Annotated in this window: 25 protein-coding genes and 6 tRNA genes; 12 read left to right on the top strand and 19 right to left on the bottom strand. The window is 39.6% G+C overall.

From position 1 onward, the window contains the following. Positions 1 to 22: 22 nt before the first annotated feature. From JMN12_RS11985 to JMN12_RS11945, 9 genes are all read left to right on the top strand, one after another. On the top strand, positions 23 to 502 hold the full coding sequence (locus JMN12_RS11985) for an S-ribosylhomocysteine lyase (RefSeq protein WP_203139461.1): 480 nt from the start codon (positions 23 to 25) through the stop codon (positions 500 to 502). Between the two features lie 3 nt (positions 503 to 505). After that, on the top strand, positions 506 to 739 hold the full coding sequence (locus JMN12_RS11980; protein ID WP_203139458.1) for an XRE family transcriptional regulator: 234 nt from the start codon (positions 506 to 508) through the stop codon (positions 737 to 739). A gap of 159 nt (positions 740 to 898) precedes the next feature. After that, the gene (locus JMN12_RS11975) at positions 899 to 2668 is read left to right on the top strand and encodes an aminopeptidase P family protein (RefSeq protein WP_203139456.1); all 1770 of its coding nucleotides are present in this window, start codon (positions 899 to 901) and stop codon (positions 2666 to 2668) included. 574 nt (positions 2669 to 3242) lie between these two features. After that, positions 3243 to 4565 (top strand): hypothetical protein, encoded by a 1323-nt coding sequence (locus tag JMN12_RS11970; RefSeq protein ID WP_238423905.1) that lies wholly within the window; start codon positions 3243 to 3245, stop codon positions 4563 to 4565. Positions 4566 to 4569: 4 nt separating this feature from the next. Beyond that, entirely contained in the window at positions 4570 to 5436 is an 867-nt protein-coding gene (locus tag JMN12_RS11965) for a hypothetical protein (RefSeq protein WP_203139453.1), read from the top strand. Between the two features lie 5 nt (positions 5437 to 5441). Continuing rightward, entirely contained in the window at positions 5442 to 6248 is an 807-nt protein-coding gene (locus JMN12_RS11960) for a hypothetical protein (RefSeq protein ID WP_203139450.1), read from the top strand. 5 nt (positions 6249 to 6253) lie between these two features. Further along, complete coding sequence (locus JMN12_RS11955) at positions 6254 to 7120, top strand: hypothetical protein (protein WP_203139446.1); 867 nt, start codon at positions 6254 to 6256, stop codon at positions 7118 to 7120. Between the two features lie 5 nt (positions 7121 to 7125). Then, positions 7126 to 8019, top strand: coding sequence for a hypothetical protein (locus JMN12_RS11950; RefSeq protein ID WP_203139442.1), 894 nt, complete (start codon positions 7126 to 7128; stop codon positions 8017 to 8019). Positions 8020 to 8118: 99 nt separating this feature from the next. Then, entirely contained in the window at positions 8119 to 10617 is a 2499-nt protein-coding gene (locus JMN12_RS11945) for a TonB-dependent receptor (RefSeq protein WP_203139439.1), read from the top strand. Here JMN12_RS11945 and JMN12_RS11940 read toward each other — a convergent pair. Genes JMN12_RS11940 through JMN12_RS11930 form a run of 3 tightly spaced genes read right to left on the bottom strand, consistent with a single transcriptional unit; the run spans position 10614 to position 13549 of the window. Continuing rightward, positions 10614 to 11027, bottom strand: a complete 414-nt coding sequence (locus tag JMN12_RS11940) for a hypothetical protein (RefSeq protein WP_203080797.1) — start codon at positions 11025 to 11027, stop codon at positions 10614 to 10616. The two genes, JMN12_RS11945 and JMN12_RS11940, sit on opposite strands and share 4 nt — an antisense overlap. Further along, positions 11024 to 12331, bottom strand: a complete 1308-nt coding sequence (locus JMN12_RS11935) for a hydroxymethylglutaryl-CoA reductase, degradative (RefSeq protein WP_203080798.1) — start codon at positions 12329 to 12331, stop codon at positions 11024 to 11026. Before JMN12_RS11935 ends, JMN12_RS11940 begins: the two co-directional genes overlap by 4 nt. Positions 12332 to 12355: 24 nt before the next feature. Next, on the bottom strand, positions 12356 to 13549 hold the full coding sequence (locus tag JMN12_RS11930; RefSeq protein ID WP_203080799.1) for a porin: 1194 nt from the start codon (positions 13547 to 13549) through the stop codon (positions 12356 to 12358). Positions 13550 to 13675: 126 nt separating this feature from the next. On the opposite strand from JMN12_RS11930, the gene JMN12_RS11925 reads away from it, so the two are divergent. Then, on the top strand, positions 13676 to 14347 hold the full coding sequence (locus JMN12_RS11925) for a porin family protein (RefSeq protein ID WP_238423904.1): 672 nt from the start codon (positions 13676 to 13678) through the stop codon (positions 14345 to 14347). A gap of 292 nt (positions 14348 to 14639) precedes the next feature. Next, the gene (locus JMN12_RS11920) at positions 14640 to 15317 is read left to right on the top strand and encodes a porin family protein (RefSeq protein WP_203139436.1); all 678 of its coding nucleotides are present in this window, start codon (positions 14640 to 14642) and stop codon (positions 15315 to 15317) included. Positions 15318 to 15474: 157 nt separating this feature from the next. On the opposite strand, the gene JMN12_RS11915 is transcribed toward JMN12_RS11920, so the two are convergent. The 15 genes from JMN12_RS11915 to JMN12_RS11845 all read right to left on the bottom strand — a co-directional run bounded on the left by JMN12_RS11915 (position 15475) and on the right by JMN12_RS11845 (position 22770). Next, positions 15475 to 15547 (bottom strand) — tRNA-Phe (locus JMN12_RS11915). A 102-nt stretch (positions 15548 to 15649) separates the two neighbouring features. Then, positions 15650 to 16675, bottom strand: coding sequence for a class 1 fructose-bisphosphatase (fbp, locus tag JMN12_RS11910; protein WP_203139432.1), 1026 nt, complete (start codon positions 16673 to 16675; stop codon positions 15650 to 15652). Positions 16676 to 16733: 58 nt separating this feature from the next. Continuing rightward, positions 16734 to 17450 (bottom strand): pyridoxine 5'-phosphate synthase, encoded by a 717-nt coding sequence (locus JMN12_RS11905; protein WP_203139429.1) that lies wholly within the window; start codon positions 17448 to 17450, stop codon positions 16734 to 16736. Positions 17451 to 17462: 12 nt separating this feature from the next. Then, positions 17463 to 17966, bottom strand: a complete 504-nt coding sequence (locus JMN12_RS11900; RefSeq protein ID WP_009414444.1) for a hypothetical protein — start codon at positions 17964 to 17966, stop codon at positions 17463 to 17465. A 12-nt stretch (positions 17967 to 17978) separates the two neighbouring features. Further along, positions 17979 to 18218: a NifU family protein gene (locus JMN12_RS11895; protein ID WP_193433084.1), complete on the bottom strand. Its 240-nt coding sequence runs from the start codon at positions 18216 to 18218 to the stop codon at positions 17979 to 17981. A 90-nt stretch (positions 18219 to 18308) separates the two neighbouring features. Further along, positions 18309 to 19430, bottom strand: a complete 1122-nt coding sequence (locus JMN12_RS11890; RefSeq protein ID WP_203139426.1) for an Mrp/NBP35 family ATP-binding protein — start codon at positions 19428 to 19430, stop codon at positions 18309 to 18311. A gap of 578 nt (positions 19431 to 20008) precedes the next feature. Continuing rightward, positions 20009 to 20416: a PIN domain-containing protein gene (locus JMN12_RS11885; RefSeq protein WP_203080806.1), complete on the bottom strand. Its 408-nt coding sequence runs from the start codon at positions 20414 to 20416 to the stop codon at positions 20009 to 20011. Next, entirely contained in the window at positions 20413 to 20676 is a 264-nt protein-coding gene (locus tag JMN12_RS11880) for a hypothetical protein (protein WP_203080807.1), read from the bottom strand. The genes JMN12_RS11885 and JMN12_RS11880 overlap by 4 nt, the downstream gene beginning before the upstream one ends. 40 nt (positions 20677 to 20716) lie before the next feature. After that, entirely contained in the window at positions 20717 to 20974 is a 258-nt protein-coding gene (locus tag JMN12_RS11875) for a hypothetical protein (RefSeq protein ID WP_203139424.1), read from the bottom strand. Positions 20975 to 20995: 21 nt separating this feature from the next. After that, a tRNA-Trp gene (locus tag JMN12_RS11870) sits at positions 20996 to 21066 on the bottom strand. 77 nt (positions 21067 to 21143) lie between these two features. Continuing rightward, the gene (gene tuf, locus JMN12_RS11865; RefSeq protein WP_009414447.1) at positions 21144 to 22331 is read right to left on the bottom strand and encodes an elongation factor Tu; all 1188 of its coding nucleotides are present in this window, start codon (positions 22329 to 22331) and stop codon (positions 21144 to 21146) included. A gap of 65 nt (positions 22332 to 22396) precedes the next feature. Then, a tRNA-Thr gene (locus JMN12_RS11860) sits at positions 22397 to 22468 on the bottom strand. Positions 22469 to 22480: 12 nt separating this feature from the next. Continuing rightward, positions 22481 to 22553, bottom strand: a tRNA-Gly gene (locus JMN12_RS11855). A gap of 20 nt (positions 22554 to 22573) precedes the next feature. Beyond that, positions 22574 to 22655, bottom strand: a tRNA-Tyr gene (locus JMN12_RS11850). Positions 22656 to 22696: 41 nt separating this feature from the next. Continuing rightward, positions 22697 to 22770, bottom strand: a tRNA-Thr gene (locus tag JMN12_RS11845). 174 nt (positions 22771 to 22944) lie between these two features. Here JMN12_RS11845 and JMN12_RS11840 point away from each other — a divergent pair. Continuing rightward, a complete protein-coding gene (locus JMN12_RS11840; protein WP_203139421.1) occupies positions 22945 to 23235 on the top strand; it encodes a hypothetical protein in 291 nt (96 codons plus the stop codon). Here JMN12_RS11840 and JMN12_RS11835 read toward each other — a convergent pair. Beyond that, entirely contained in the window at positions 23219 to 23407 is a 189-nt protein-coding gene (locus JMN12_RS11835) for a hypothetical protein (RefSeq protein ID WP_203139418.1), read from the bottom strand. The genes JMN12_RS11840 and JMN12_RS11835 overlap by 17 nt on opposite strands. Between the last annotated feature and the right edge of the window lie 255 nt (positions 23408 to 23662).

Below are 23662 nucleotides of genomic sequence, written 5' to 3'. Positions count from 1 at the left end.
TCTTAACTCTTAGCTAAATAAAATGGAAAGAATAGCAAGTTTTTGTATTGACCACCTCAAACTGGAGCGTGGCATTTATGTATCGCGTAAAGACTATGTAGGCAACGAAGTGCTTACCTCTTTTGATATTCGTATGAAGCTCCCCTACCGTGAGCCCGTACTCGGCAGCCCCGAAATACACACTATCGAGCACCTCGCTGCTACTTGGTTGCGCAACAACCCCGAGTGGAAAGACAAGATTATCTATTGGGGGCCTATGGGCTGTATGACCGGTAATTACCTTATTCTCGCTGGTGACTATACCTCTAAAGATATCGCCCCCCTGATTACCGAACTCTTTGAGTATATCGCTAATTTTGAAGGTGATATCCCTGGTGCATCGGCTTTAGAATGCGGCAATTTCTACAACAACAACCTCCCTTTTGCTAAATACGAAGCTAAAAAATACTTAGAGGAAACCTTGTATCACCTCACCGATAAAAATCTGAATTATCCCAAGTAAAATATGAATATAATGATTTTACAAGAACCCACTTTTCTAACTGATAGACAAGGCAATACACTCTCGGCAGTTGTTCCTATTGAACAATACAACGAGCTTTTGAGAATTGCTGAATTATATGAAGAGTTAGAAGACTTACAACTCTATTACGAATCTAAAGCCGACCCAACTCCTGCTGAGCCTGCTGATATAGTATTTAAAAGAATAGAAGCTCGCCGTAAAATCATACTTTGTTAAAATATTTGAAATAATCCATTAAATCCGGTAGCAATAGCTACTAATCCGTGCACATCACAACTGACAATAGAAAATTATCCGTGTCAAAATTTGTGTGATTCGTGTAATCAGTGCGAGAAATTAAGGCAGCAAAGCTGCAAAAACATAAAACTATAAACAATGAATACACCCGAAAAATTATCTCTCTTGCGCTCTAAAATGCAAGAAAACCACATCGACGCTTTTGTGGTATTCAGCGCCGACCCTCACCTTAGTGAATACCTACCCAAAGAATGGCTCGAACGCGCTTGGCTCTCTGGATTTACAGGCTCTGCGGGTTTCGTGGTCGTTACCAAAGATAAAGCCGGCTTGTGGACGGACTCTCGTTACTTTGTACAATCGGCGATTGAGCTCAAAGGCTCTGGCATCGACCTCTTCAAAGACGGTGTAGAAGGTACCCCCGATTATGCCGATTGGCTCGTATCAGTACTTCCCGCTGGGGCTACTGTGGCACTTAACGCCTTGGCAACCTCTCACATCGCTTGGGAAAAACTACAAGCTACTTTAGCCGCTCACAATATCAAATTGGTACATAAACCTCTCATCGACCTTATCTGGACAAATCGCGAAAAAGACCCTCTTCATCACATTTTCGTACACCCCGATAAATGGGCAGGACAAACCGTAGCCGATAAACTCACCGCCATTCGCAAAGCAATGGCTACCCATCGCACTACCTTGCACCTTATCACTGCCTTAGACGATGTAGCTTGGACACTCAACCTCCGCGGTAGCGATGTGGCTTACAACCCTGTATTCCTCGGTTATATTGCTCTATCCGATAAAGAAGCGACCCTTTTTGTAGATAAAGCTAAACTCACCCCTGAGGTAGAAGCTCATTTGGCAGCAGCCAAAGTAAGCGTGCGTGCTTATGATGAGTTCTACAACTATTTGGCTACCGTAAAAGGACAAAATATACTCCTCGCTGCGAATACCAATCAGGCGATATTCGAAGCCCTCCAAAAGGACAATAAACTCGTGCAAGCTCCCGCTCCTGGCAACCTGATGAAAGCCGTGAAGAATGCTACCGAGCTCGAAGGATTCCGTACTGTAATGGTACGCGATGGGGTAGCAATGGTGAAGTTCCTCTACTGGCTCACCCACCAAGTAGGCAAAGAACCAATGACCGAATACAGCATTGGCAAGAAGCTACGCGACTTCCGCGCCGAAGGCAAGAACTTCGTAGGCGAAAGTTTTGGCAGTATCATTGGTTATCAAGGTAATGGTGCGATTGTACACTATTCAGCTCCTCAGCACGGCAGTAAAGAGGTACATCCTGAGGGTAGTATCTTGGTAGACTCTGGCGGACAGTATCTTGAAGGCACTACCGATATCACTCGTACCATTCCATTAGGCAAAGTAAGTCAGCAGTTTATAGACGACAGTACCCTCGTACTCAAAGGAATGATACAACTCGCAATGGTACAATTCCCAAGGGGTACTCGTGGCGTACAGCTCGATGCTTATGCCCGTATGGCACTCTGGAAAAACCACAAGGACTACGGGCACGGTACAGGTCACGGGGTAGGTAGCTTTATGAACGTACACGAAGGCCCTCAAAATATCCGCAAAGACCTCAACCCACAAGTGCTATTAGCGGGTATGGTATGCTCCGACGAACCTGGGGTATATCTCGAAAACCAATACGGTATTCGTCACGAGAACCTCATTACGGTGCGTGAAGTAGCGAGCAACGAGTTTGGCACTTTCTACGATTTCGAGACCCTCACCCTTTGTCCGTTTATGCCTTCAGGTATTAATGTGGCACTTCTCACCGATGTAGAACGCCAATGGCTCAATGCCTACCACAAAACCTGTGAAGAAAAACTCGCTCCTCTATTAGAAGGTGATGTAAAAGAATGGTTCTTGAGTTTGGTAAAACCGCTATAATGGCATAGTTGTTTTTTAATCATAATGAAAACTGCCCCAAGAAAGTATAAAACTTTTCAGGGCAGTTTTTTTATTATCGCCTTTGTATAGCTGCACTTTGCTAAAGTCCTTAGAATTTAACAAAATCTATTATTACGTTAAAAACAGTTAATCCCTTCATTCCCTTTTCATTGAAATATCCATAATTTAAAAGATTGAAAAATAACAAGTTTACAACTCTTTTGTTAAAAAGATAATAAGTTGCTATTTTTTTAACATTAAAATTTCCAAAAATGCATTTTTTTGTTAGGACGTAAAAATGTTAAAATTCTTCTTTTATTTGCTTTACAAAAAACCACTATCTACTTTTGTCGCAGAATTTTAATCTTATTTACAATGAGAAATGCAAGTTTAAAACTATTAGTACTGACATTAGTAGGATTATTTCTTACCAATTGCCAACGCGACGAAGTAGAGACAACTCCTAAAAAAGAAATTGTTACTACAAATGCCATCGATGATCTTGCTTCTGCTGTAAGTATAAATGAAGCTAAAACATTGTTTGAAACTGCCGAAACGCAAAAACAAACTTCTAATGCTTCTGCTCGCAGCAGTAAGTTATTCATTGAATTACCCCTATTGGGAAAACTTCTCTCAAGGAAAAACCCCTTTAGAAAATGTATATGCATCTGTACCCATAACGGTTGTGGGTACAGACGTAAATGCCGAAGTGCTCTTCTTAAAAGAAAATGGAACAACCAAACAATACCTTTTTGTAACTGATATTGATAGCTTGGCTTCTGATAAGCAAATTATCAATGCTGATTACTATCTATTTGATATTAAAGGTGTTTTTATTTCTGCTTTCAGAATGACTAACGGACTTATTAGTCATCACTTAACCCCTAAAAAGAAAGGCTCCTACCGCTGGGTATACAACCTTGAAAAAATGCAAACAAGTATGGCTTGGGGACTTGGAGGAGGTTTCAAAGAGAGATTAACAGATATTCTAATGGATGATATCCCTTCCGGAGGAGGAGAAAAACCGATACAATTAGAACCTGTTACTGTATATGGACATCGTAATACATATATTCCTCCTATTTATTTTATTCCTAACTACACTGTTTATCCAAGTTATGATAGAGAAGATAGATACCGAAATAAAGAACTCGGTATAGGAGGTAGAGGCAATAGCAATTACAGAGGGAACTCTAAAAAAGGGTCTTCTGATATAGGGGCAGACCTTACCAAAGTGAAAATGGACGGAGGCGATAACATCATCAATGAACTCAAAAACCCGTGTGCCAAAGCCCTTGTAGATAAGGCTCCTACCCTTGCTAACGACATCGCTACACTTCTTAATAAAACTTTTGGAACGAATAAAAATATAGATATTACAATCTATAATAAACCTTTTACAGATAAATCATTGGTAGATAGTGATGCTTACTCTATGTTAGCAAAAGACGTCATAACAGATGGAGAACATCATATAGATGTTTATGTTCATTTAAATGATAATGTTCTAAAAACCGCTACTCAAGAATATATATTAGCGACTATTTATCACGAAGTTTTACATGGCTTTTTGGATGTAGAAAGACAAGTGTTAGGCGAACAAGTTTTTCATCAAAAATATCCTTCTGTAGAAGAAGTAAAACTTCCTATAGGGAATGGACAAAGAGTTAAAAAATATAAACTCATCCAGAAACAAGATCATGACAAGTTCGCTCCTTATATAGAAAGTTTAGCCCAAAGTATTATGTCTCTGCCAAATAGTAAAATTTCATTAAAAACTGCTCGTGCTATGGCTAAGGTCGGGATTGTTGAAGGGAGTTCTTTATCCGATGAAGAAAAACTGATCAATCAAGGACAAAGAAATGGCACAGACCCAACAGGTATTAAATGTCCATAGTATTATGAAAAACTTATTTTACTTACTATTATTTTGTTCTTGTGCCATAATGGCACAAGAACAAAAATATATATTGCTTGATAGTTTAACAACTAACTACAAGGTAAAGCAGTATACGCTTGATACTTCTCCTTATGGAGTTAAAAATACTATTGAGGTATATAATGTTTTTTGGGGAAAGTATATACTGCTCATCTCTGTAATGCCTGACTTTAATAGTAGTTCTAATTGGGAATCAACAGAATTTGAGCAAATAAAAAACAAATTATTCCCTTCTAAAAACTTATTCAAAAGTGTTGATAAAAGAACTTTTAGTATGGAAAAAGAGGATAATAACACAACTCATTTAACCCTAAAGTTAGTAAAAAAAATAAAAAACAAATATTATGTAAGCAAATACTGTTGGATAGAGTCTTTTTATTGTATTGATGTTTCTAATAATATGCTAATAGCTACAGCAAATTATATTATCAACACACAACAACCTACAATTTCAATAAACACACTCAGAGCTACTTACAAAGAATGTTTTCCTCATCTTAAATTTCCTCTTGATTGGGATGAATATCCCCCAACAGGAATTCCTAAGCATCAACAGCAAATATATTTGTCCGACATAAAAAACAAGGGTAAAGACACAACATACCTTTTCTATCAATTTGCTAATTATTTAGATAGAGGAATTTTTCAGTTTGCTTATATTAAAAACAAAGGAATTGTAGCTGGCACTTATGAAGATTACTTTTTCCCAAAAGGGGAGGTAACTTTCCTCAAAAATAAAGTTAAGTTAAAACGCCTCCCTGAAAATGAGTTACTTTGGGCAGAAGAACTCAAAAAAGAATGGGCTGAGAAGGAAAAGTCTAAAAAATAAGGCTTATGAAAAACTTACTTTACTTACTATTATTTTGTTCTTGTGCTGTAATAGCACAAGAACAGAAATATATACTCTTGGATAGCCTTACTGCTCATTATGATACTAAAAAATACACTTTTAGCACCTTACCCTATGGCAGTGAAAATACTATAGAACTCTATAATGTATTTTTTAAAGACTATTTATTACTTGTTTCTGTACTTCCTGATTATGAACGGAATATTTGGCAAGAGATTTCTTTTAAAAGCATACAAAATAACCTTCTTTCTACAAAAGATCTTTTTAAAATAGATTTTGGTTATGTTCGTGCTGTAAAAAAAGAAGGGAATAAGTATTTCGCAAGTGAATTCTGCAATGTTGAAAGATTTCTATTTTCCAATAAAAAAATAGAAAAACAGCAAGAGGACAAATGTGCTTTATTAGATTTTCAACAGCAAATCTTCCCTTTTGACAAAATGAGAAATATCTATAAAAAGCGTTATCCTAATTATATGTTTCCTCTTGACCAAAGACCTTACCAAAGCTATGAAATATCATATAATCCAAATATCCCAAACGATTTAAAAGGAATTTATTTGTCATCTATTGAGTATATAGAAGGATATAAAGTATATTATTTCTATAAACTTTGTAATAATAGAGGAATAGGTCGTTTTGCTTATATCAAAGGGAAGGGGATAATAGCAGGTAGTTTTGATGCTCATTTTTCGCCTTGGTGGAATTTAAATAGAGATTGGTTTAATAATATTCTAAGCTCAAAAGAATATCTTTGGGCAGAAGAACTCAAAAAAGAAAAGGCTAAAAAATAAGGCTTATGAAAAACTTATTTTACTTACTATTATTCTGTTCTTGTGCCATAATGGCACAAGAACAGAAATATATACTATTAGATAGCCTCACCGCTCATTATCAAGTAAAGCTGTATACGCTCGATACTTCCCCTTATGGGGTTAAAAATACTATTGAAATGTATAATGTATTTTGGGGAAAGTATATACTGCTCATCCCTGTAATGCCTGACTTTAATAGTAGTTCTAATTGGGAATCAACAGAAATTGAGCAAATTAAAAACAATTTATTCCCTTCTAAAAACTTATTTAAAAGTGTTGATAAAAGAACTTTTAGTATGGAAAAAGAGGATAATAACACAACTCATTTAACCCTAAAGTTAGTAAAAAAAATAAAAAACAAATATTATGTAAGCAAATACTGTTGGATAGAGTCTTTTTATTGTATTGATGTTTCTAATAATATGCTAATAGCTACAGCAAATTATATTATCAACACACAACAACCTACAATTTCAATAAACACACTCAGAGCTACTTACAAAGAATGTTTTCCTCATCTTAAATTTCCTCTTGATTGGGATGAATATCCCCCAACAGGAATTCCTAAACATCAACAACAAATATATTTGTCCGACATAAAAAACAAGGGTAAAGACACAACATACCTTTTCTATCAATTTGCTAATTATTTAGATAGAGGAATTTTTCAGTTTGCTTATATTAAAAACAAAGGAATTGTAGCTGGCACTTATGAAGATTACTTTTTCCCAAAAGGGGAAGTAACTTTCCTCAAAAATAAAGTTAAGTTAAAACGTCTCCCTGAAAATGAGTTACTTTGGGCAGAAGAACTCAAAAAAGAATGGGCTGAAAAAGAAAAGTCTAAAAAATAAGGCTTATGAAAAACTTACTTTACTTACTATTATTCTGTTCTTGTGCTATAATGGCACAAGAACAGAAGTATATACTCTTAGATAGCCTTACCGCTCATTATCAAGTAAAACACTATACACTTGATACTTCTCCTTATGGGGTTAAAAATACTATTGAGGTATATAATGTATTTTCAGAGTCCTATGGATTAAACAAAGGTGAAGATTATATAATTTTATTCTCTGTACTTCCTGAGCTTGATAGCAAAACTAATTGGGAAAAAATAGATTTTAAGATTGTTAAGGACAATCATTTTCCTATGAAATATATTTTCAGGAGAATATACTATAAAAAGTTTGGCTCTCCTATTGAAGAAAAATACAATATTAGTAAGGTAAAATTGGTAAAAAAAATAAAAGACACATACTATGTTAGTAAGTATTGTTGGGTAGAAGACTTTTATTGCGCAAATAATCCTTTGAATGCACCAATGAGTACAAAAGATTATGTTATAAATACTAATCAACCTATAACACCTATAGAAGTCATACGAGAAACTTTTATAAAACAAATTTCTTTTTGTCAAGATTTTCCTTTTGAACAAAACACCGATTCTTTCTGTAAAATACCTGAATCTCTTGAAAATACCTATCTTTCAAATATAGAAGAAAAACATGGAGATATTGTGTATTGGTTTTATCAATTTTGTAATCTTTTACATACAAATATAAGTCGTTTTGCTTATATCAAAGATAAGGGGATTGTAGGAGGAGTGTATTTTAATCATTTTATAAAAGGTCCTTTTTTTACTGATAAAACAGGTAATTGGAGAAAGTTAAAACGCCTCCCTGAAAATGAGTTACTTTGGGCTGAAGAACTCAAAAAAGAATGGGCTGAAAAAGAAAAGGCTAAAAAATAAGGTAGTGATTAAATTTCACTGCCTTTTTTCTTGCTATATTTAAAATTTTCTCTATTTTTGCACGCCGTAATAAAGTAGAATAATTTTAAATAAAGACGTATGTCTAAACGTATCTTTCTGTTATTAACATTTTTAGGTGTTAATATTCACTATATTTTTGCCCAACAAACCGATGTAAGAGGGCGCGTAACCGATGAAAACAAACAGCCGCTCGTAGGAGTTACCGTACTACTCGAAGGCACTAACAATGGTGTTACCACCAATGAAGCTGGGTTTTACAACCTCCACCACGTACCTGTTGGCAAGCAAACTATTGTATTTAGTTACGTTGGCTTCCAATCGCTGAAAATACGCGCCGATATCAGTCCTAATCCCAGTGGTACGCACACGCACCTCGATGTGCAACTCAGCGAGGAACTCACCGCCCTACAAGAAGTAGAAGTAGTTGGCAGAAAGGAAAGTAGCTATAAAAATACCAATTCCTTTATAGGTACCAAAACAGCTGCTGCCCTAAAAGACGTTCCTCAGTCGGTGGGGTATGTTACCAAAGAGCTCATTTTAGACCAAGGTGCTACTACCGTGAATGAGGTAGTGAAAAACATCAGTGGGGTAAACCAATACACTTCCTACAACGATTTTTCAATACGCGGCTTTCGTGCGACAGGTAACCGCAATTCAGGCAACCTACTCAACGGTATGCGTGCTCAAACGAGCTTGTGGAAACAATCGTCATTGGCTAATATTGAGCGTGTGGAAGTGATCAAAGGGCCTGCTTCGGCACTCTTTGGCAATGCTGCCCCTGGAGGTGTGATCAATAGGGTAACCAAAAAACCTCTTCTAAAAAACCAGAACAGCATCTCGGTAGGCGTTGGTTCGTGGAATACTCTCAAAGCCTACGGCGACTTCACAGGCCCCCTCAACCCTAAGAAAACCCTTTTATACCGTCTCAATTTAGGCTATGAAAAAACCGATTCTTTCCGCGATTTGCAAGGCTCTGAAAGCTATATCGTCGCTCCTTCATTTTCTTATCTCCCTAACGACAAAACCAGCGTGAATGTCGATTTTGTCTATCAGAATTTCAATGGCAAAATAGACCGCGGACAAGCCTTTCCTGCTAATGGTACGCTCTACGATACCCCCATCAGTATGTCGATGAGCGCTGCTAACGACTTCCTTAAGGAAAATACGCTCAACACTACTATCGGACTCTCTCATAAGTTCAACGAGCATATTTCGTTTAATGCTATCTACCTCAACTCTACTTATAGTGAGGATATGCAAGAACACACCCAAGCCAACTTGTACTACAAGCAAATAGGCAATGGTGCCAACGCTTTCCGCTATGCCGACCCTAACAAGGTGCTGATGCTCTTCAACCAGCGTAAGCGCTCGTTTGCAAACAATAGTTTTAACAACTACTTCAACTTCACTTTCAATACAGGCATCGTAAAACACAAGTTATTAGTGGGCTACGACTATTTCCTATCGGAACAGAAATACGGTTCTTCGGGTACTACCGCTCAGGGGTATTTGAGCAAGGACAAAACCAAAGTAGTGAATACCTATACCACCACCGCCAACGTGTTAGCAGGTTCAGTACAAACTCCTACTACCAATGTACCGGTGTTCGATTTAGAAAATCGTTCGGCAGGTAATGGCTATAAAGACATTAGCAAGTATATCTACCGCCAAAATGTGCTCAATCCGTATGAGGAATATTCTCACGGCGTATATGTGCAAGAGCAGATGGACATCAGCATCGTGAAAGTGCTCGTTGGGTTGCGACAAGAGTGGTTTACCGAAATTCTTAACAAAGGCACCGACAAAGAGACCCAAGCTGAAACCAAAGCCTTTATACCACGTGTGGGATTGGTGATAGAGGCATCGGAAAATATCAATCTATATTCCACTTGGGTAAAAGGATTTCAACCTCAAGGGGCAAACATACAGTCCGACCCCGAACGCTATGGAGGCCCATTTGATTATGTAGAAAGTGAGTTACACGAAATAGGGCTCAAAACCGAATGGTTCAACAAGCGGTTGAATGCTACCCTTTCGGTATTCAAAATCAAGCAAGAAAACTCGTTAGAGCAAAGTGCCAAAACAGGCAAACCCGATTGGCGCGTGCCTGTAGACGAAGAATCGAATGGTTTTGAAGTAGATGTCGCTGGACGTATCGCCCCCAACTGGAGTGTAGTGGCAAACTACGCCTATACCGATGCCCGTATTGTAAAACTAAAAGAAGATGGTATCCTAAAAGACCTGAATGTGCAACGCCCCAGCACGCCCCGTCACGCTGCTAATTTCTGGACGAAATACATTATCCAAAAAGGTGCTTTAGAAGGTTTGGGATTAGGTGTAGGAGTGAATTATATAAGTGAGCGGTTAGGGCAAGTAGGGCGTCGTGCTACAGCTGCCACCTACCCCGAATACACCTTAGTAAACGCTGTACTCTACTACAAAGTGAAAGATGTACAGTTCCAAGTAAATGTAAACAATGTGCTCAACTGCACCTATTGGATTAGTGGTTACGATAACCTCCGCAACTTCCCTGGTGCCCCACGCAATGTAAATGCTACCGTTACTTACAATTTTTAGAAGAGTTTTCTATACCAAGTGCTAACATCTTTGCGAATTGCTTGGTAATTATCATAAATGAGCAGAGCTAATTCAAACTCTGCTCTTTTATTATAACTTTTATTGACTGTAAAATAGCCGCAAAACTTCCCCGAAGCATCTACTACTATAGGAGGTTTAGAGGCAAAATCATTCCACGGACTCAAACTATTCATAGGGTTGCCATAGGTACCAAAATCATTCCATATAGACATCGAACTATTAGCCGACCCGTACTTACCCAAGTCATTCCATATAGAATTGCTATCAGTTTTACTACAATTCAAGCATCCCAAATAAACATCGTAATTGCTTCCACCATATAAATGCAATTTCTGTGCACTTACAGCAGACACTAACAACAGAAAAATAAACAAGATAGGGGTTTTCATTTTTGAGATTTTAAGTGGTTCAACGCCTCGGCTACTTCACTATGGCTCACTGTTTTATCTTTGAAATAAGCGGTGAGTTGTTGTTTTTCTTCATCGGTAGCGCCTAATTGATTAAAAATATTGTTGAGGTGCATTTTCATATGTCCTTTTTGGATTCCCAAACTGATGAGTGAACTCACTGCCGAAAAATTCTGTGCTAAACCTACGCAAGCTACGATTTGCATCAGCTCGCGAGCATTGGGTTTTTCGAGGATTTCGAGGGCTGTTTTCACCAAGGGGTGGAGCGTGGTAAGTCCGCCCACAGTTCCCAAAGCTAAGGGCAATTCGAGTGCAAAATGGAAAGTGTCGCCCTCTATCCAAGCGTTGGAAAGACTCTTGTAATTGCCTGAACGCGCTGCATAGGCGTGAGCTCCTGCTTCGATAGCACGAAAGTCATTACCTGTGGCTAAAATCACCGAGTCGATGCCGTTCATTATACCTTTGTTGTGAGTGGTGGCGCGGTATACATCGGCGTTGGCAATAGCGAGCGCTTGCACGAATTTTTTGGCTGCTGCCATTCCTTTGAGGTGGGCAATTTCCAATTCGTCTACAGGGCAATGCACTTCGGCACGCACCAAGCAGTTAGGCACATAATTAGAGAGTATAGACATCACAATTTCGTACTGCCCACGGATAGTCGCATTTTTTTCAGCCTCTTCTCTAAAGGTCTCGGCAAACGATTCTAAACACGAGTTGATGAAGTTAGCCCCCATCGCATCTAAGGTCTCAAAAGTAGCCGACAGCTGATAGTAGTCCGCTAATGCTTCCGTTTTATCTACCAAAGTAAGGGAAGTAATCCCCCCACCGCGTTTTTCCATATTGGCGGTGATTGGTTTGGCATTGGCGAGCATCAAAGGCTGTACGCGAGCAAAAAAGGCTTCTAAATGCGCTTTTTCACCGTAGAAAAAGAAGTGTACGTGTCCTGTTTTTTCGGTAGAGAGCACCGTAGTATGAAAGCCTCCCCTACCCTGCCAGAACTTCGCCGCACGGCTGGCAGCAGCCACCACCGAGCTTTCCTCAATCGCCATAGGCACCGTATAGGTACGCCCATTGATGAGGAAGTTAGGGGCTACTGCAAAAGGCAGATAGTAGTTGGTTACTGTATTTTCGATGAACTCGTCGTGGCGTTGTTGGAGTTCAGCATCGGGGTTATGGTATTTTTCAAAGAAAGCTGCTGCGTTCTCTATCTCAGGAAAATAAGTGTCGCAAAGCCATTGAATTTTCTCGGCTTTGGTAAGTTTAGAAAAACCGTTGATTTGTTTCATATAATTTGTCAATTTGCCAATTTGCTAATTTGCTAATCGCAAAATTGGTAATGTATAGTAAGCACCGATTGCGATGCGGTGTAGTTGCTCATCTTTTAGGTGTAAGGCTTTGTCGTAGCTGAGAGTATTCCCCACGTAGGCTACGTAAAAGCGGAGGTCTTGTCCTTGTATGGGAGCGTATTGTGCGGCAGCGAAATATATCCAATTAGTGCGCAACTGCTCACTAAGGCGCTGGGTACTCCCCGCTAACTCAATCCCCGCCTTAGCCGATAGACTCCAGCGGTCGGTAAGTTGATAGTCGTAGCGCGATACAGCACGTTTGTAGACTACATCTTTCTGCATCAAGAAATTATCTTTAGCCAAACCATCGTAGGCGCTGAGGAGTTTTGAAGCTGTAAGTCCGTAATCGGCGCCCATATAGGTATAACTGAGGTCGAGATAAACCGTATGTTTGCCACTTTTATACCAATTTCCCAAAGCTATGGAGTGAGTGAGGTAGTTGGCGGCGTATTGCGATAAGTTATAGGAGTAGCGCAATTTGAGTTTGCCGTCGAGCAAATCGGCATTCCAATAGAGGTACATCCCGATAGGTGCTTTGGAAGCCTTAAAATCGCCCGCTACAAAGCCGTTGTTTTTTAAATGAGTAGCGAATTTAGCATTCACCGTGTTGTGCAACTGTACGCCTATTTTATAGCGATCGTTGAGTTTATAGCCCAAAGCGAGCCCTGAAAGGAAGACATTGTTGTAGACCCCATTTAGGTAATCGGTGAAAATATATTCGTAAATAGGGTTGATTTCTTTTTCAAAAGCCCCAAAAGCAGCGAGCTGTTTGCCCACCGTTACGTCCCACTGACGTGTTGCGCCAAAACGATAGGTGATAAAAGCGTAGTCTAAGGCAGTGGTACCGCCGTCCTGAGAAGTTTCGGTAAAGGGACGATTAGGACGGAATCGCACGCGGTAGAAGAGATCGTCGTTGAAATCACCTTGCAGATTGATGCGCGCATTGTCAATCACAAAATGAGTGCTATTTTTGGAGGCATCGTTATAGTTATCACTCACGCCTCCCCCTCTGAAAAACAAATCGATGTTTAGTTTTTTGGCGAAAGCTGGAAGAGCGGGAGGAGGAGTTGGCTTTTCTATTGCCAAAGTATCAGCCTCTTGAGCGGTAGCAAATATAGTGGTTAGGGTTGTTAATAGCGTGAAAAAACGTCTTTTCATAAAAGGAAAATTAATATATTGGGGCAAAGATAAGGATAATTAGCAAATTAGCAAATTAGTAAATTAGCTAATTATTTATTACCTTTGCCTCTGAAATTCATTTTAATACCTAAATTTATGAATCGGATGAAATTATCAGCAATGATATTCCTCTGGGGAATCGTTGCACAAGCACAGATAAAATGGGGTGTAGAAGCCAAAGCAGGGATTACCGCAGGCGGTCTTTACGGAGTTTCATCACCTGAGTGGGTAATGGAAAGCGCTTCGGGTTTGCAAATAGGCGGATTGTTGAGTGCTCAGTTTGACAATGGCATTGCGATAGAATCGGGATTGGTATATGCCTCCAAAAATTTTAAACACGAGTACAGTTATGGTGGAGGCTATTACAAATCTGATGGTAACTATATGCGTAGGCAAGTTTTTAATCATCACTATTTGGAAATTCCGGTCTATGTAGGTTTTCGCCTTAGAGCGCGACATATTACTTTTGTGTGGAAAGCAGGACCTTATATCGCGACGGCTTTGGCTGCCAATGTACGCGAAGAACAATCGGTGTATAAAGATAGTAGGTTTTTGCACATCAACAAAAGTAAATACTCATTGAGCATTGGCAATGGCAGCAACGATGGACTCAAGCCTTTTGACGCGGGTTTCAACTTTGCTACAGGTTTAGAAATCAAGCGCTTTACTATCGGTTTCCAATACTCAGTAGGTTTCATCGATATATTGCCTAACCCTAATGAAAACTATATGAAGCAGCAGTGTTTTGCTTTTTCGATAGGGGGAAGAATTCTTTAAAGAGACTATCTGGATTTTTTTATCCGTGAGGGCGTTTGCAGCACATATCCAGCTATCGCTGGCTTTCCTACATAACATACTACAAAAGCTGTTGATAATCAGAGTAATCAACTTTTCCAAAGGTACGAGCCGTACGGGCAAGAAACTTTGGCAAAGGTCGTAGCACGACGAGCTATTAAAACTTTGGTAAAGTGTAGTGACACAAAAGTGATTTTGAGAACTTTAATTTGTGGTTTACAATTATTTTTGTAGCTTTGTAGTTTTAAATCAGTAAACTTTAAAACATTATACAATGAAAAGAGCAAAATTATTTTTGGCAGTAGCCCTGCTTTTGGGGATGATGAGTCCTCTGTGCGCACAAGTGAAAATGGGATTAGAAGTAAAGGCAGGTTTGAACATTGCAGGAGTTTATTATTCAGACACTTACGACAGTAAAAGGTCAATCACTCCAGGATTTCACATGGGAGCTTTGGCAAGTGTAAATTTTCCTACAGGATTTTATCTTGAATCGGGGTTATTGCTCACCACCAAAGGACATTCTTACAAGTATAAATACAAAGAAGACAAAGAGAGATTCCTAAGTGAAAGACATTACAGTTATGGCTATTTAGAGATGCCTTTTTATGCAGGCTATCGCTTAAAGTTGCGAAAAGTAAACTTATTGTGGAAAGCAGGACCTTATGTAGCTGCTGCCTTGTGGGGTAATTCACGTGAAGAGTGGACTCACTACAAGAAGAAAAAGGTAATAGACTACACTGTGAGAAACAGTCATTCATTAATTATTGGTAACAGTACCTCAGATGATTTACGTCCGTTTGATATAGGGTTTAACTTAGCTACAGGCGTAGAAATCAAGCGTTTTACAGCGGGTATTCAATACGGTATAGGTTTCACTGATATACTACCCAGCCGCTCAGAAAGCACTTCTAATCAAGTATTCAGTATTTCGGTAGGGTACAGAATTTTTTAATAACAAACATACTTATACTTTATCAAAGGTGCGAGCCGCACGGGCAATTAAGGACTTTGACAAAGTACTAAATAACAAAAGCCTCAGCGAATGCTGAGGCTTTTGCAATTCCTAATCCTTAAAAATATGAAAAATTTCCTCTATGAAGAAGATCTCGTGGTACCTCCAGGAATCGAACCAGGGACACAAGGATTTTCAGTCCTTTGCTCTACCAACTGAGCTAAGGTACCCGTTGTTTTATCATTACGGCTGCAAAAGTAGTACTATTTTTGAAACTTGCAAAATATTTTGTGAATATTTTACAAGTTTTTTATCATCTTTTTTATAACTCACTAATAATCAAGTTTGTCATTAGGATATTTTGCCATAAATTCTTCTACCTTTTTCACCATATTCTCTGATCCGCAGAAGAAAGGTACTCTTTGGTGAAGTTCTGTAGGGCGGATATCCATAATGCGCGTATAGCCATCGGAGGCTTTACCTCCTGCTTGTTCGGTGAGGAATGCCATAGGGTTACATTCGTAGAGCAAGCGCAATTTACCACGTGGAGTACGTGTTCCCGAAGGGTAGATATAAATACCACCTTTGAGCATATTGCGGTGAAAATCGGAGACTAAGGAGCCTATATAACGTGAAGTATAAGGGCGATCGCCTTCTAAGGCTTGGCAATACTTGATATAGTCCTTTACTCCTTGTGGAAAATGCACGTAATTCCCTTCGTTGATGGAGTAGATTGTGCCATCTTTAGGATACTGCATATTAGGGTGAGAGAGGTAGTAAGTACCGATAGAGGGGTCGAGGGTGAAGCCATTTACCCCGTGACCGGTAGTATAAACAAGCATTGTAGAGAGTCCGTAGACCACATAACCTGCTGCTACTTGCTTGTTACCCTCTTGCAAAAAGTCTTCTAATTGTACGGGAGTCCCTACTGGAGTTACGCGTCTATAAATAGAGAAGATTGTACCGACAGTTACATTTACATCGGCGTTGCTAGAGCCATCGAGAGGGTCGATGAGCACAACGTACTTGCTGTTGGGGCTGTTCTCGGAAGAGGCAATGGGAATAAAAAATTCGTTTTCTTCGGAAGCAATGCCACATACTACATCGCGCTGAGTAAGGGCACGGATAAAGAGGTCGTTAGCGAAAACGTCTAACTTTTTCTGTACTTCGCCTTGGATATTTTCTTTGCCCATATCCCCCAAGATGTCGTCTACTAATCCCGCTTTGTTTACTTCGCGGTTTACTAGCTTAGAGGCTAATTTAATTGCACTCAGCAAACGTGAGAGTTCGCCAGTTGAATGTTGGAAGTCCTTCTGATTTTGGATGATGAACTCCCCTAAAGTAAGATGTGTTTTCATTTTGTTGCTATGTTAATGTATTAGTTTCTTAATTTAGTGCGAGCTCTATGAAAATTTGCTAATTAGCTAATTTTCCAAGGTATAGCTGGATTACATTTTCTAAACCTAAATAAAGAGCTTCGCAAATAAGTGCGTGACCTATAGAGACTTCTAAGAGGTTAGGTATTTGCTCTCTAAAATATTTTACGTTGTCCAAACTCAAGTCGTGACCGGCATTGAGTCCTAAGCCTACTTTTTGAGCTTCTAAGGCAGCTTTTACATAGGGTTCAACAGCAGCTTTGTTACCGTGTGCATAGGCACTTGCATAGCCTTCGGTATAGAGTTCTACACGATCGGTACCAGTAGCGGCAGCGGCAGTTACCATTGCCTCGACAGGGTCTACGAATAGTGAGGTACGAATACCGTTGCATTTGAACTCAGTTACTACTTCGGTTAAAAAATCTTTGTGTTTAATGGTATCCCATCCGGCATTAGAGGTGATTGCGTCTTCAGCATCGGGGACGAGGGTAACTTGGGTAGGTTTGACTTGCAAGACCAAGTCGATGAATTTAGGGATGGGATTTCCTTCGATATTGTATTCGGTAGTTATTACTTTTAGCAAATCGAAGGCATCTTGATAACGGATGTGGCGTTCATCGGGGCGGGGGTGGATAGTTACCCCTTCAGCGCCAAAGCGTTGCACATCTTTGGCTACTTGTAATAAATCGGGCATATTGCCACCGCGTGCATTGCGCAGGGTAGCTATTTTGTTGATATTTACACTTAATTTTGTCATTAATTCTGTTTTTTAAGGGTTTGTAGGTTCTATTTCCTGTTCTTGCTCTTGTTGTTCTACTTCTTGACGGAGGATAGAATCCTGTTTATTAGGGGTTACCCTATAAGCTTTGGGGTCGTATTTAGGGTCGGAGATGTTAAAGCTGGCGGTATCCTTATCGTGTTGAGGTTTCAGGTCACCGACGAGTACTTTTTTGATAGAGGCTAAATACTTGTCGTTATCTTGAATTTTTTGCTCTAAGGAATCTACTTTGAAGAGCAGTCCGAGAGTTTCGCGTTTGTTTTCGACGGCAGTATAGCCTAAGATATACTGGCGCAGAGGGGAATAGATAATCAGTATTGTAGTGAGCACAATGAGTACAAAGGCAAAGAGAGAACCAAAGACAAAGATATTGAGACGGCTCAATCGGAAGGAAGTTTTTTCCTCGTAGGTACTATCGTCCATTACTATCAAGCGGTATTTGCTAAGCCACTTGCGTTTCCAATATTCTTTACGCGATTCTTTATTCGTTGCCATAGTACTAAGGTTTTATTCTACACTGATTACTTTTTCGATTTGAGGTACATACTCTTTGATAGTCATTTCGACACCGCTTTTAAGGGTGATTTGATTGACGGAGCAGTTGGTGCAAGTACCTTCTAAGCGTACTTTTACGATTTTTCCGTCTTCGATATCAACGAGAGTAATATCGCCGCCGTCGTTTTGCAAATAGGGGCGTATTTTATCTAAAGCTTTTATCACTTCTTGTTTAAGTTCTTCCATTTTTATCAGGTAATTGGTAACAAGTAACAGGTAACAAGTATGTTGTTGCTGATTATTGTCTGTTTAATTATTAATTATTAATTATTGTTTTTATTGTTAATTACTGCTGCATCCTGCGGTATTGGTGATTCTGATAGCTTCGGAAGGGGGTAGTGTTTCGTTGCGTTCTACGACACTTTTCACGACCTCTTGAGCTAAAGTACGGAAGGCATTTGCTTGAGGAGTACCATCTTGTAGCACTGTGGGTCGGCCTTCGTCGCTTGCTTCGCGTATGCCTTGTACTAAGGGAATTTCGCCTAAGAAAGGCACGTTCAAATCGGCAGCGAGGTTTTTAGCACCTTCTTTACCAAAGATGTAATACTTGTTATTAGGCAATTCTTCTGGGGTGAAATATGCCATATTTTCTACAATCCCCAATACAGGTACATTGATATTTTCTTGTTTGAACATCGCTACTCCACGGCGGGCATCGGCGAGGGCTATTTTTTGGGGGGTGCTCACTACTACGGCACCCGTAATAGGCAATGCTTGCATAATACTCAAGTGAATATCGCCTGTTCCTGGAGGAAGGTCGATGAGGAGGAAATCGAGTTCTCCCCAATAGGATTCAAAAATGAGTTGGCTAAGCGCTTTGGACGCCATAGGGCCTCGCCATATTACTGCCTGATTGGCATTGGTAAAGAACCCAATAGAGAGGATTTTTACACCGTAGTTTTCTATGGGTTGAATGAACGATTTGCCATTGATAGCCACCGATTGAGGTCGGTTATCTGCTACATCGAACATCATAGGGATAGAGGGGCCATAGACATCGGCATCAAGGAGGCCTACTTTGAAGCCCATTTTGGCGAGAGCGGCAGCTAAGTTGGCAGTTACGGTGCTCTTCCCTACCCCACCTTTGCCTGAAGCAACAGCGATAATATTTTGGATGCCTGGTATAGGTTTTCCTTTGATTTCGGGCACTTCGGGGGCGATGACTTTCACATTCACTACTACTTTAGCTTTCTCGTGTACTTCACCGTGAATGGCTTTCATCACTTCTACTTCAGTGCGTTTTTTAGCTTGTAGACTTGGGTTATTGATTACTACATCTACTACTACTTCATCTCCAAATACTACTATATTTTGTACAGCGCCGCTATCGACCATATTTTTTCCTTCACCAGGAGCGGTAATTTTGCGAAGCGCTTCTAATACATCTTTTTTTTGAATATTCATTTGTTTTTAGTTAAGAGGTAAGAGGTAAGAATTTGTTACACTCTTATTATTTCTGTTTTATAGTCAAATAATTTAAATAGCTTATTTTTTTGAAGGGCAATTGGCAAATCGCCCCTACGGCATACCTAAAAAGCTACTGATTATTAAAGTAATCAACTTTAGCAAAGTGAAGCGAGCTATCTTCGTTACAAAAGTTTTGTATGGACATTGACAGCTATCTCTATTGGATTTCACGGATTATGATGCAAAACAGCTAACCTATGTTCTAATGTGAAATCTGAGCTAATGATTCTTTATTTGAAAGGCAAAGATATAACTTTTTTATTTATTATCAAAACATTTAGTGGTTTTTAGTGCGAGCTGCACGGGCAGATAGGGGGAGCGGTGGGAGATAGCCCCCGAACCCCCGAAGGGGGACAAGCTAGAAAAAGATGGTGAGAGGGGTGGGAGCGGTGGGGTGCGAGCCGCACAGGCAGATAGGGGGAGCGGTGGGGATTATGGGAGGGGTGAAAAGGGAAAAACTTTGTCAGAGTTTTGGGACTTTGACAAAGTTTATTTATTAATCATTCTTATACTTATCAATATGTTCTATCAAACCAATTTTCTACTTCTAGGTTCTCTATAAATCTAAAATCTTTAATATTATCAGTTACTAAAGTCAAGTTATAGAAAAGAGCTGTAACTCCTATCATTAAATCAAATTCATCGTGCATTGGGGTTCCTTGTTTTTTAAGTTTTACTTTTATTTTTGCATATTTATCTCCTATTTCTGAAATAGGAAGAATCTTAATCCCGTTTAAAAAATTATTAACTGCCTTATGAGACTTTTCAGGATTGAGACTATTTTCAGCTCCATATTTCAACTCAAAAGCTGTTAGTTCAGAAATAAAACAATTCTCATAACCTTTTTCTTTAATAATTTTATCTAAGTTTAACTTTCCCCTGAGGAAAAACACACAGATATTTGTATCTAATAGGTATTTCATAATTCTAAAGATAAATCGCGATTTCTGAAACTTCTACTTTCTTTTATATCAGCAATAATTTCTTCGGCTGTTTGTTCGCTGGAGAAAGCTCCAAAAGAACTGAAAAAACTTTTTTTTCTCTCCATTTTTTCAGCATCTATAGTATCTTCTTTTAAGGAGTCGGCTATTTTTTTAATAAGCTCTACCTTTTCTAATCTACTTAAAGTATTTAAAAGATTGGTATAAGTATCCACACGATTATAGGGGGTATAATTCAACATCTTTATTAACTTTTATTTGAAAGGCAAAGATATAACTTTTTTATTTATTATCAAAACATTTAGTGGTTTTTAGGTGAGGTGCGAGGTGCGAGCCGCACGGGCAGATAGAGAGTGTGGTGGGAGATAGCCCCCGAACCCCCGAAGGGGGACAAGCTGGAAAAAGATGGTGAGAGGGTGGAGGAGCGGTGAGAGGGTGGAGGAGCGGTGAGAGGGTGGAGGAGCGGTGAGAGGGTGGAGCGGTGAGAGGGTGGAGCGGTGAAAAAGGAAAAACTTTGTCAGAGTTTTGGGACTTTGACAAAGTTTATTTAGATTTTTATAGCACGGGTGGAGGGATTCGAACCCCCATCAACGGTTTTGGAGACCGCTATTCTACCCTTGAACTACACCCGTATTTTAAAAAAGTTTTGAGCTTTTAGAACCCAAAACTTTTTTGTATGATTGTTATAACTTAAATTCTAAGTTAGAAATTAGTCAAGGATTTCAGTTACTTGACCAGCACCTACTGTACGACCACCTTCGCGGATAGCGAAACGGAGACCTACGTTAAGAGCGATAGGTTGCAATAATTCTACTTCGATAGTTACGTTATCACCTGGCATAACCATATCAACGCCTGGTTGCAAGTGGATAGTACCGGTTACGTCGGTAGTACGTACGTAGAATTGAGGACGGTAGTTGTTGTGGAATGGAGTGTGACGACCTCCTTCTTCTTTAGAAAGGATATACACCTCAGCTTTGAATTTAGCGTGTGGAGTTACAGAACCTGGTTTGCAGATTACCATACCACGTTTGATGTCTTTTTTGTCGATACCACGGAGCAACAAACCAACGTTGTCACCAGCTTCACCACGGTCGAGGATTTTGCGGAACATTTCAACCCCAGTAATAGTAGAGGTTAATTTATCAGCGCCCATACCGATGATTTCAACAGCTTCACCTGTTTTAGCTACACCAGTTTCGATACGACCAGTAGCAACGGTACCACGACCAGTGATAGTGAAGACGTCTTCGATAGGCATCAAGAATGGTTTATCTACGTCACGAGTTGGAAGTTCGATCCATTTATCAACAGCGTCCATAAGGGCGAGTACAGTGTCAACCCATTTTTTCTCACCGTTAAGAGCACCAAGAGCAGAGCCTTGGATGATAGGAGTGTTATCACCGTCGTATTGGTAAGAGCTCAAAAGTTCACGCATTTCGAGTTCTACGAGTTCCAATAATTCAGGGTCATCAACCATATCAACTTTGTTCATAAACACAACGATACGAGGAATACCTACTTGGCGACCGAGAAGGATGTGCTCACGAGTTTGAGGCATAGGCCCATCGGTAGCGGCAACTACGAGGATAGCGCCGTCCATTTGGGCAGCACCGGTAATCATATTTTTCACGTAGTCGGCGTGGCCAGGACAGTCAACGTGTGCGTAGTGACGAGTAGCTGTTTGATATTCTACGTGAGAGGTATTAATGGTAATACCGCGTTCTTTTTCTTCTGGAGCGTTATCGATTGAATCGAAGCTACGAACTTCTGAAAGACCAGCGTCAGCTAATACTTTAGTAATAGCGGCTGTCAAAGTAGTTTTACCGTGGTCTACGTGTCCAATTGTACCAATATTCAAGTGGGGTTTGGAACGATCAAATGTTTCTTTTGCCATTTTAAATAAATTTTAAATCTTAGTTATATAAATGAGTGTTTGATGTGTGTACAAAAGATAATATGAGCTGATGACGAGATTTGAACTCGTGACCTCTTCCTTACCAAGGAAGTGCTCTACCCCTGAGCTACATCAGCATACACAAAAAGAGCGGGAGACGAGGTTCGAACTCGCGACATTCAGCTTGGAAGGCTGACGCTCTACCAACTGAGCTACTCCCGCAAAAAATAAAAATATGACAGTGGGGAGAACAGGATTCGAACCTGTGAAGGTAAAACCAGCAGATTTACAGTCTGCCCTCGTTGGCCGCTTGAGTATCTCCCCGAGTAAAAAATTTTAAACTATTAAAATATGTACTTATTTTGAGCCGGCAGAGGGATTCGAACCCACGACCCCGAGATTACAAATCACGTGCTCTGGCCAACTGAGCTATGCCGGCGTTTTTGTCTTACAGAGCGCAAAAGTATAACAAATTTTGAAACCTCCAAAATTTTTGAGAGATTTTTTTATGATTTTTGGTAAAATATTTTTTAAGATGTTGATAATCAGATGGGTGTATATGGGAGGTATGAAATGAGAATCTCGGAAAGGCGCTGACTCACTTACTCGGCAGGTGGCGAGAGTGTGGGAGCGGTGGGAGTTGTGGGAATGGTGGGAGAGCCCCCGTTCCCCCGAAGGGGGACAAGCCGGAAAAAGATGGTGGGAGTTGTGGAAGGTGCGAGATAGCCCCCGAACCCCCGAAGGGGGACAAGCTGGAAAAAGATGGTGGGGATTATGGGAGTGGTGGGAGCGATGGGAGGGGGTGAGAGTGGTGGGAGCGGTGGGAGTTGTGGGAGCAGTGGGAGTTGTGGGAGCAGTGGGTACTCTTGGAAAGGATCGGGAAAAACTCAATTATTTTCTTTGAATTCTTTTAGCCATTTTGCGATAATTAGTGCCAGTGGGATTGTTTTTAAAAAACCTTTAGCTAACAAAAAGCTAAAACTATCATAAGATTTTATATCTTCTATAAAACTATAGATATATAGTGCTATAAGAATTATTATAAGGGAGCTGAAAAATATTACTTTTCTTTTCATATTTCTCTTTATTTTAACGTGAGTTCGAAGTAAGTAATTACTTAACAATCAGTAAAATATTTTTAATCTCCCACGAATTTCACGAATTTTCACGAATTTGGGAGTGTATAAAAGTCTTTATTTTTTTATTATCTCACGAATTTTCACCTGACGGTGAATTATTTTGTGAATATATTATGATATAAAGCTGTAAATCAATATTCTGTTATATCGAACTGACGTTATTTTAGGGATAGGTTGTGAGCCGAATAGTCA

This window comes from Capnocytophaga genosp. AHN8471 (assembly GCF_016806945.1).
GTDB lineage: Bacteria > Bacteroidota > Bacteroidia > Flavobacteriales > Flavobacteriaceae > Capnocytophaga > Capnocytophaga periodontitidis.
This window is presented reverse-complemented; position numbering and strand designations above follow the sequence as displayed.

Coding starts and splice junctions, on each gene's coding strand:
- JMN12_RS11985 (WP_203139461.1), top strand. CDS start 23: ATGGAAAGAATAGCAAGTTTTTGTATTGACCACCTCAAACTGGAGCGT.
- JMN12_RS11885 (WP_203080806.1), bottom strand. CDS start 20,416: ATGAAATACCTATTAGATACAAATATCTGTGTGTTTTTCCTCAGGGGA.
- JMN12_RS11925 (WP_238423904.1), top strand. CDS start 13,676: ATGAAATTATCAGCAATGATATTCCTCTGGGGAATCGTTGCACAAGCA.
- fbp (WP_203139432.1), bottom strand. CDS start 16,675: ATGAAAACACATCTTACTTTAGGGGAGTTCATCATCCAAAATCAGAAG.
- JMN12_RS11955 (WP_203139446.1), top strand. CDS start 6,254: ATGAAAAACTTATTTTACTTACTATTATTCTGTTCTTGTGCCATAATG.
- JMN12_RS11975 (WP_203139456.1), top strand. CDS start 899: ATGAATACACCCGAAAAATTATCTCTCTTGCGCTCTAAAATGCAAGAA.
- JMN12_RS11970 (WP_238423905.1), top strand. CDS start 3,243: ATGCTTCTGCTCGCAGCAGTAAGTTATTCATTGAATTACCCCTATTGG.
- JMN12_RS11940 (WP_203080797.1), bottom strand. CDS start 11,027: ATGAAAACCCCTATCTTGTTTATTTTTCTGTTGTTAGTGTCTGCTGTA.
- JMN12_RS11945 (WP_203139439.1), top strand. CDS start 8,119: ATGTCTAAACGTATCTTTCTGTTATTAACATTTTTAGGTGTTAATATT.
- tuf (WP_009414447.1), bottom strand. CDS start 22,331: ATGGCAAAAGAAACATTTGATCGTTCCAAACCCCACTTGAATATTGGT.
- JMN12_RS11965 (WP_203139453.1), top strand. CDS start 4,570: ATGAAAAACTTATTTTACTTACTATTATTTTGTTCTTGTGCCATAATG.
- JMN12_RS11905 (WP_203139429.1), bottom strand. CDS start 17,450: ATGACAAAATTAAGTGTAAATATCAACAAAATAGCTACCCTGCGCAAT.
- JMN12_RS11920 (WP_203139436.1), top strand. CDS start 14,640: ATGAAAAGAGCAAAATTATTTTTGGCAGTAGCCCTGCTTTTGGGGATG.
- JMN12_RS11880 (WP_203080807.1), bottom strand. CDS start 20,676: ATGTTGAATTATACCCCCTATAATCGTGTGGATACTTATACCAATCTT.
- JMN12_RS11890 (WP_203139426.1), bottom strand. CDS start 19,430: ATGAATATTCAAAAAAAAGATGTATTAGAAGCGCTTCGCAAAATTACC.
- JMN12_RS11930 (WP_203080799.1), bottom strand. CDS start 13,549: ATGAAAAGACGTTTTTTCACGCTATTAACAACCCTAACCACTATATTT.
- JMN12_RS11835 (WP_203139418.1), bottom strand. CDS start 23,407: ATGAAAAGAAAAGTAATATTTTTCAGCTCCCTTATAATAATTCTTATA.
- JMN12_RS11935 (WP_203080798.1), bottom strand. CDS start 12,331: ATGAAACAAATCAACGGTTTTTCTAAACTTACCAAAGCCGAGAAAATT.
- JMN12_RS11950 (WP_203139442.1), top strand. CDS start 7,126: ATGAAAAACTTACTTTACTTACTATTATTCTGTTCTTGTGCTATAATG.
- JMN12_RS11900 (WP_009414444.1), bottom strand. CDS start 17,966: ATGGCAACGAATAAAGAATCGCGTAAAGAATATTGGAAACGCAAGTGG.
- JMN12_RS11960 (WP_203139450.1), top strand. CDS start 5,442: ATGAAAAACTTACTTTACTTACTATTATTTTGTTCTTGTGCTGTAATA.
- JMN12_RS11980 (WP_203139458.1), top strand. CDS start 506: ATGAATATAATGATTTTACAAGAACCCACTTTTCTAACTGATAGACAA.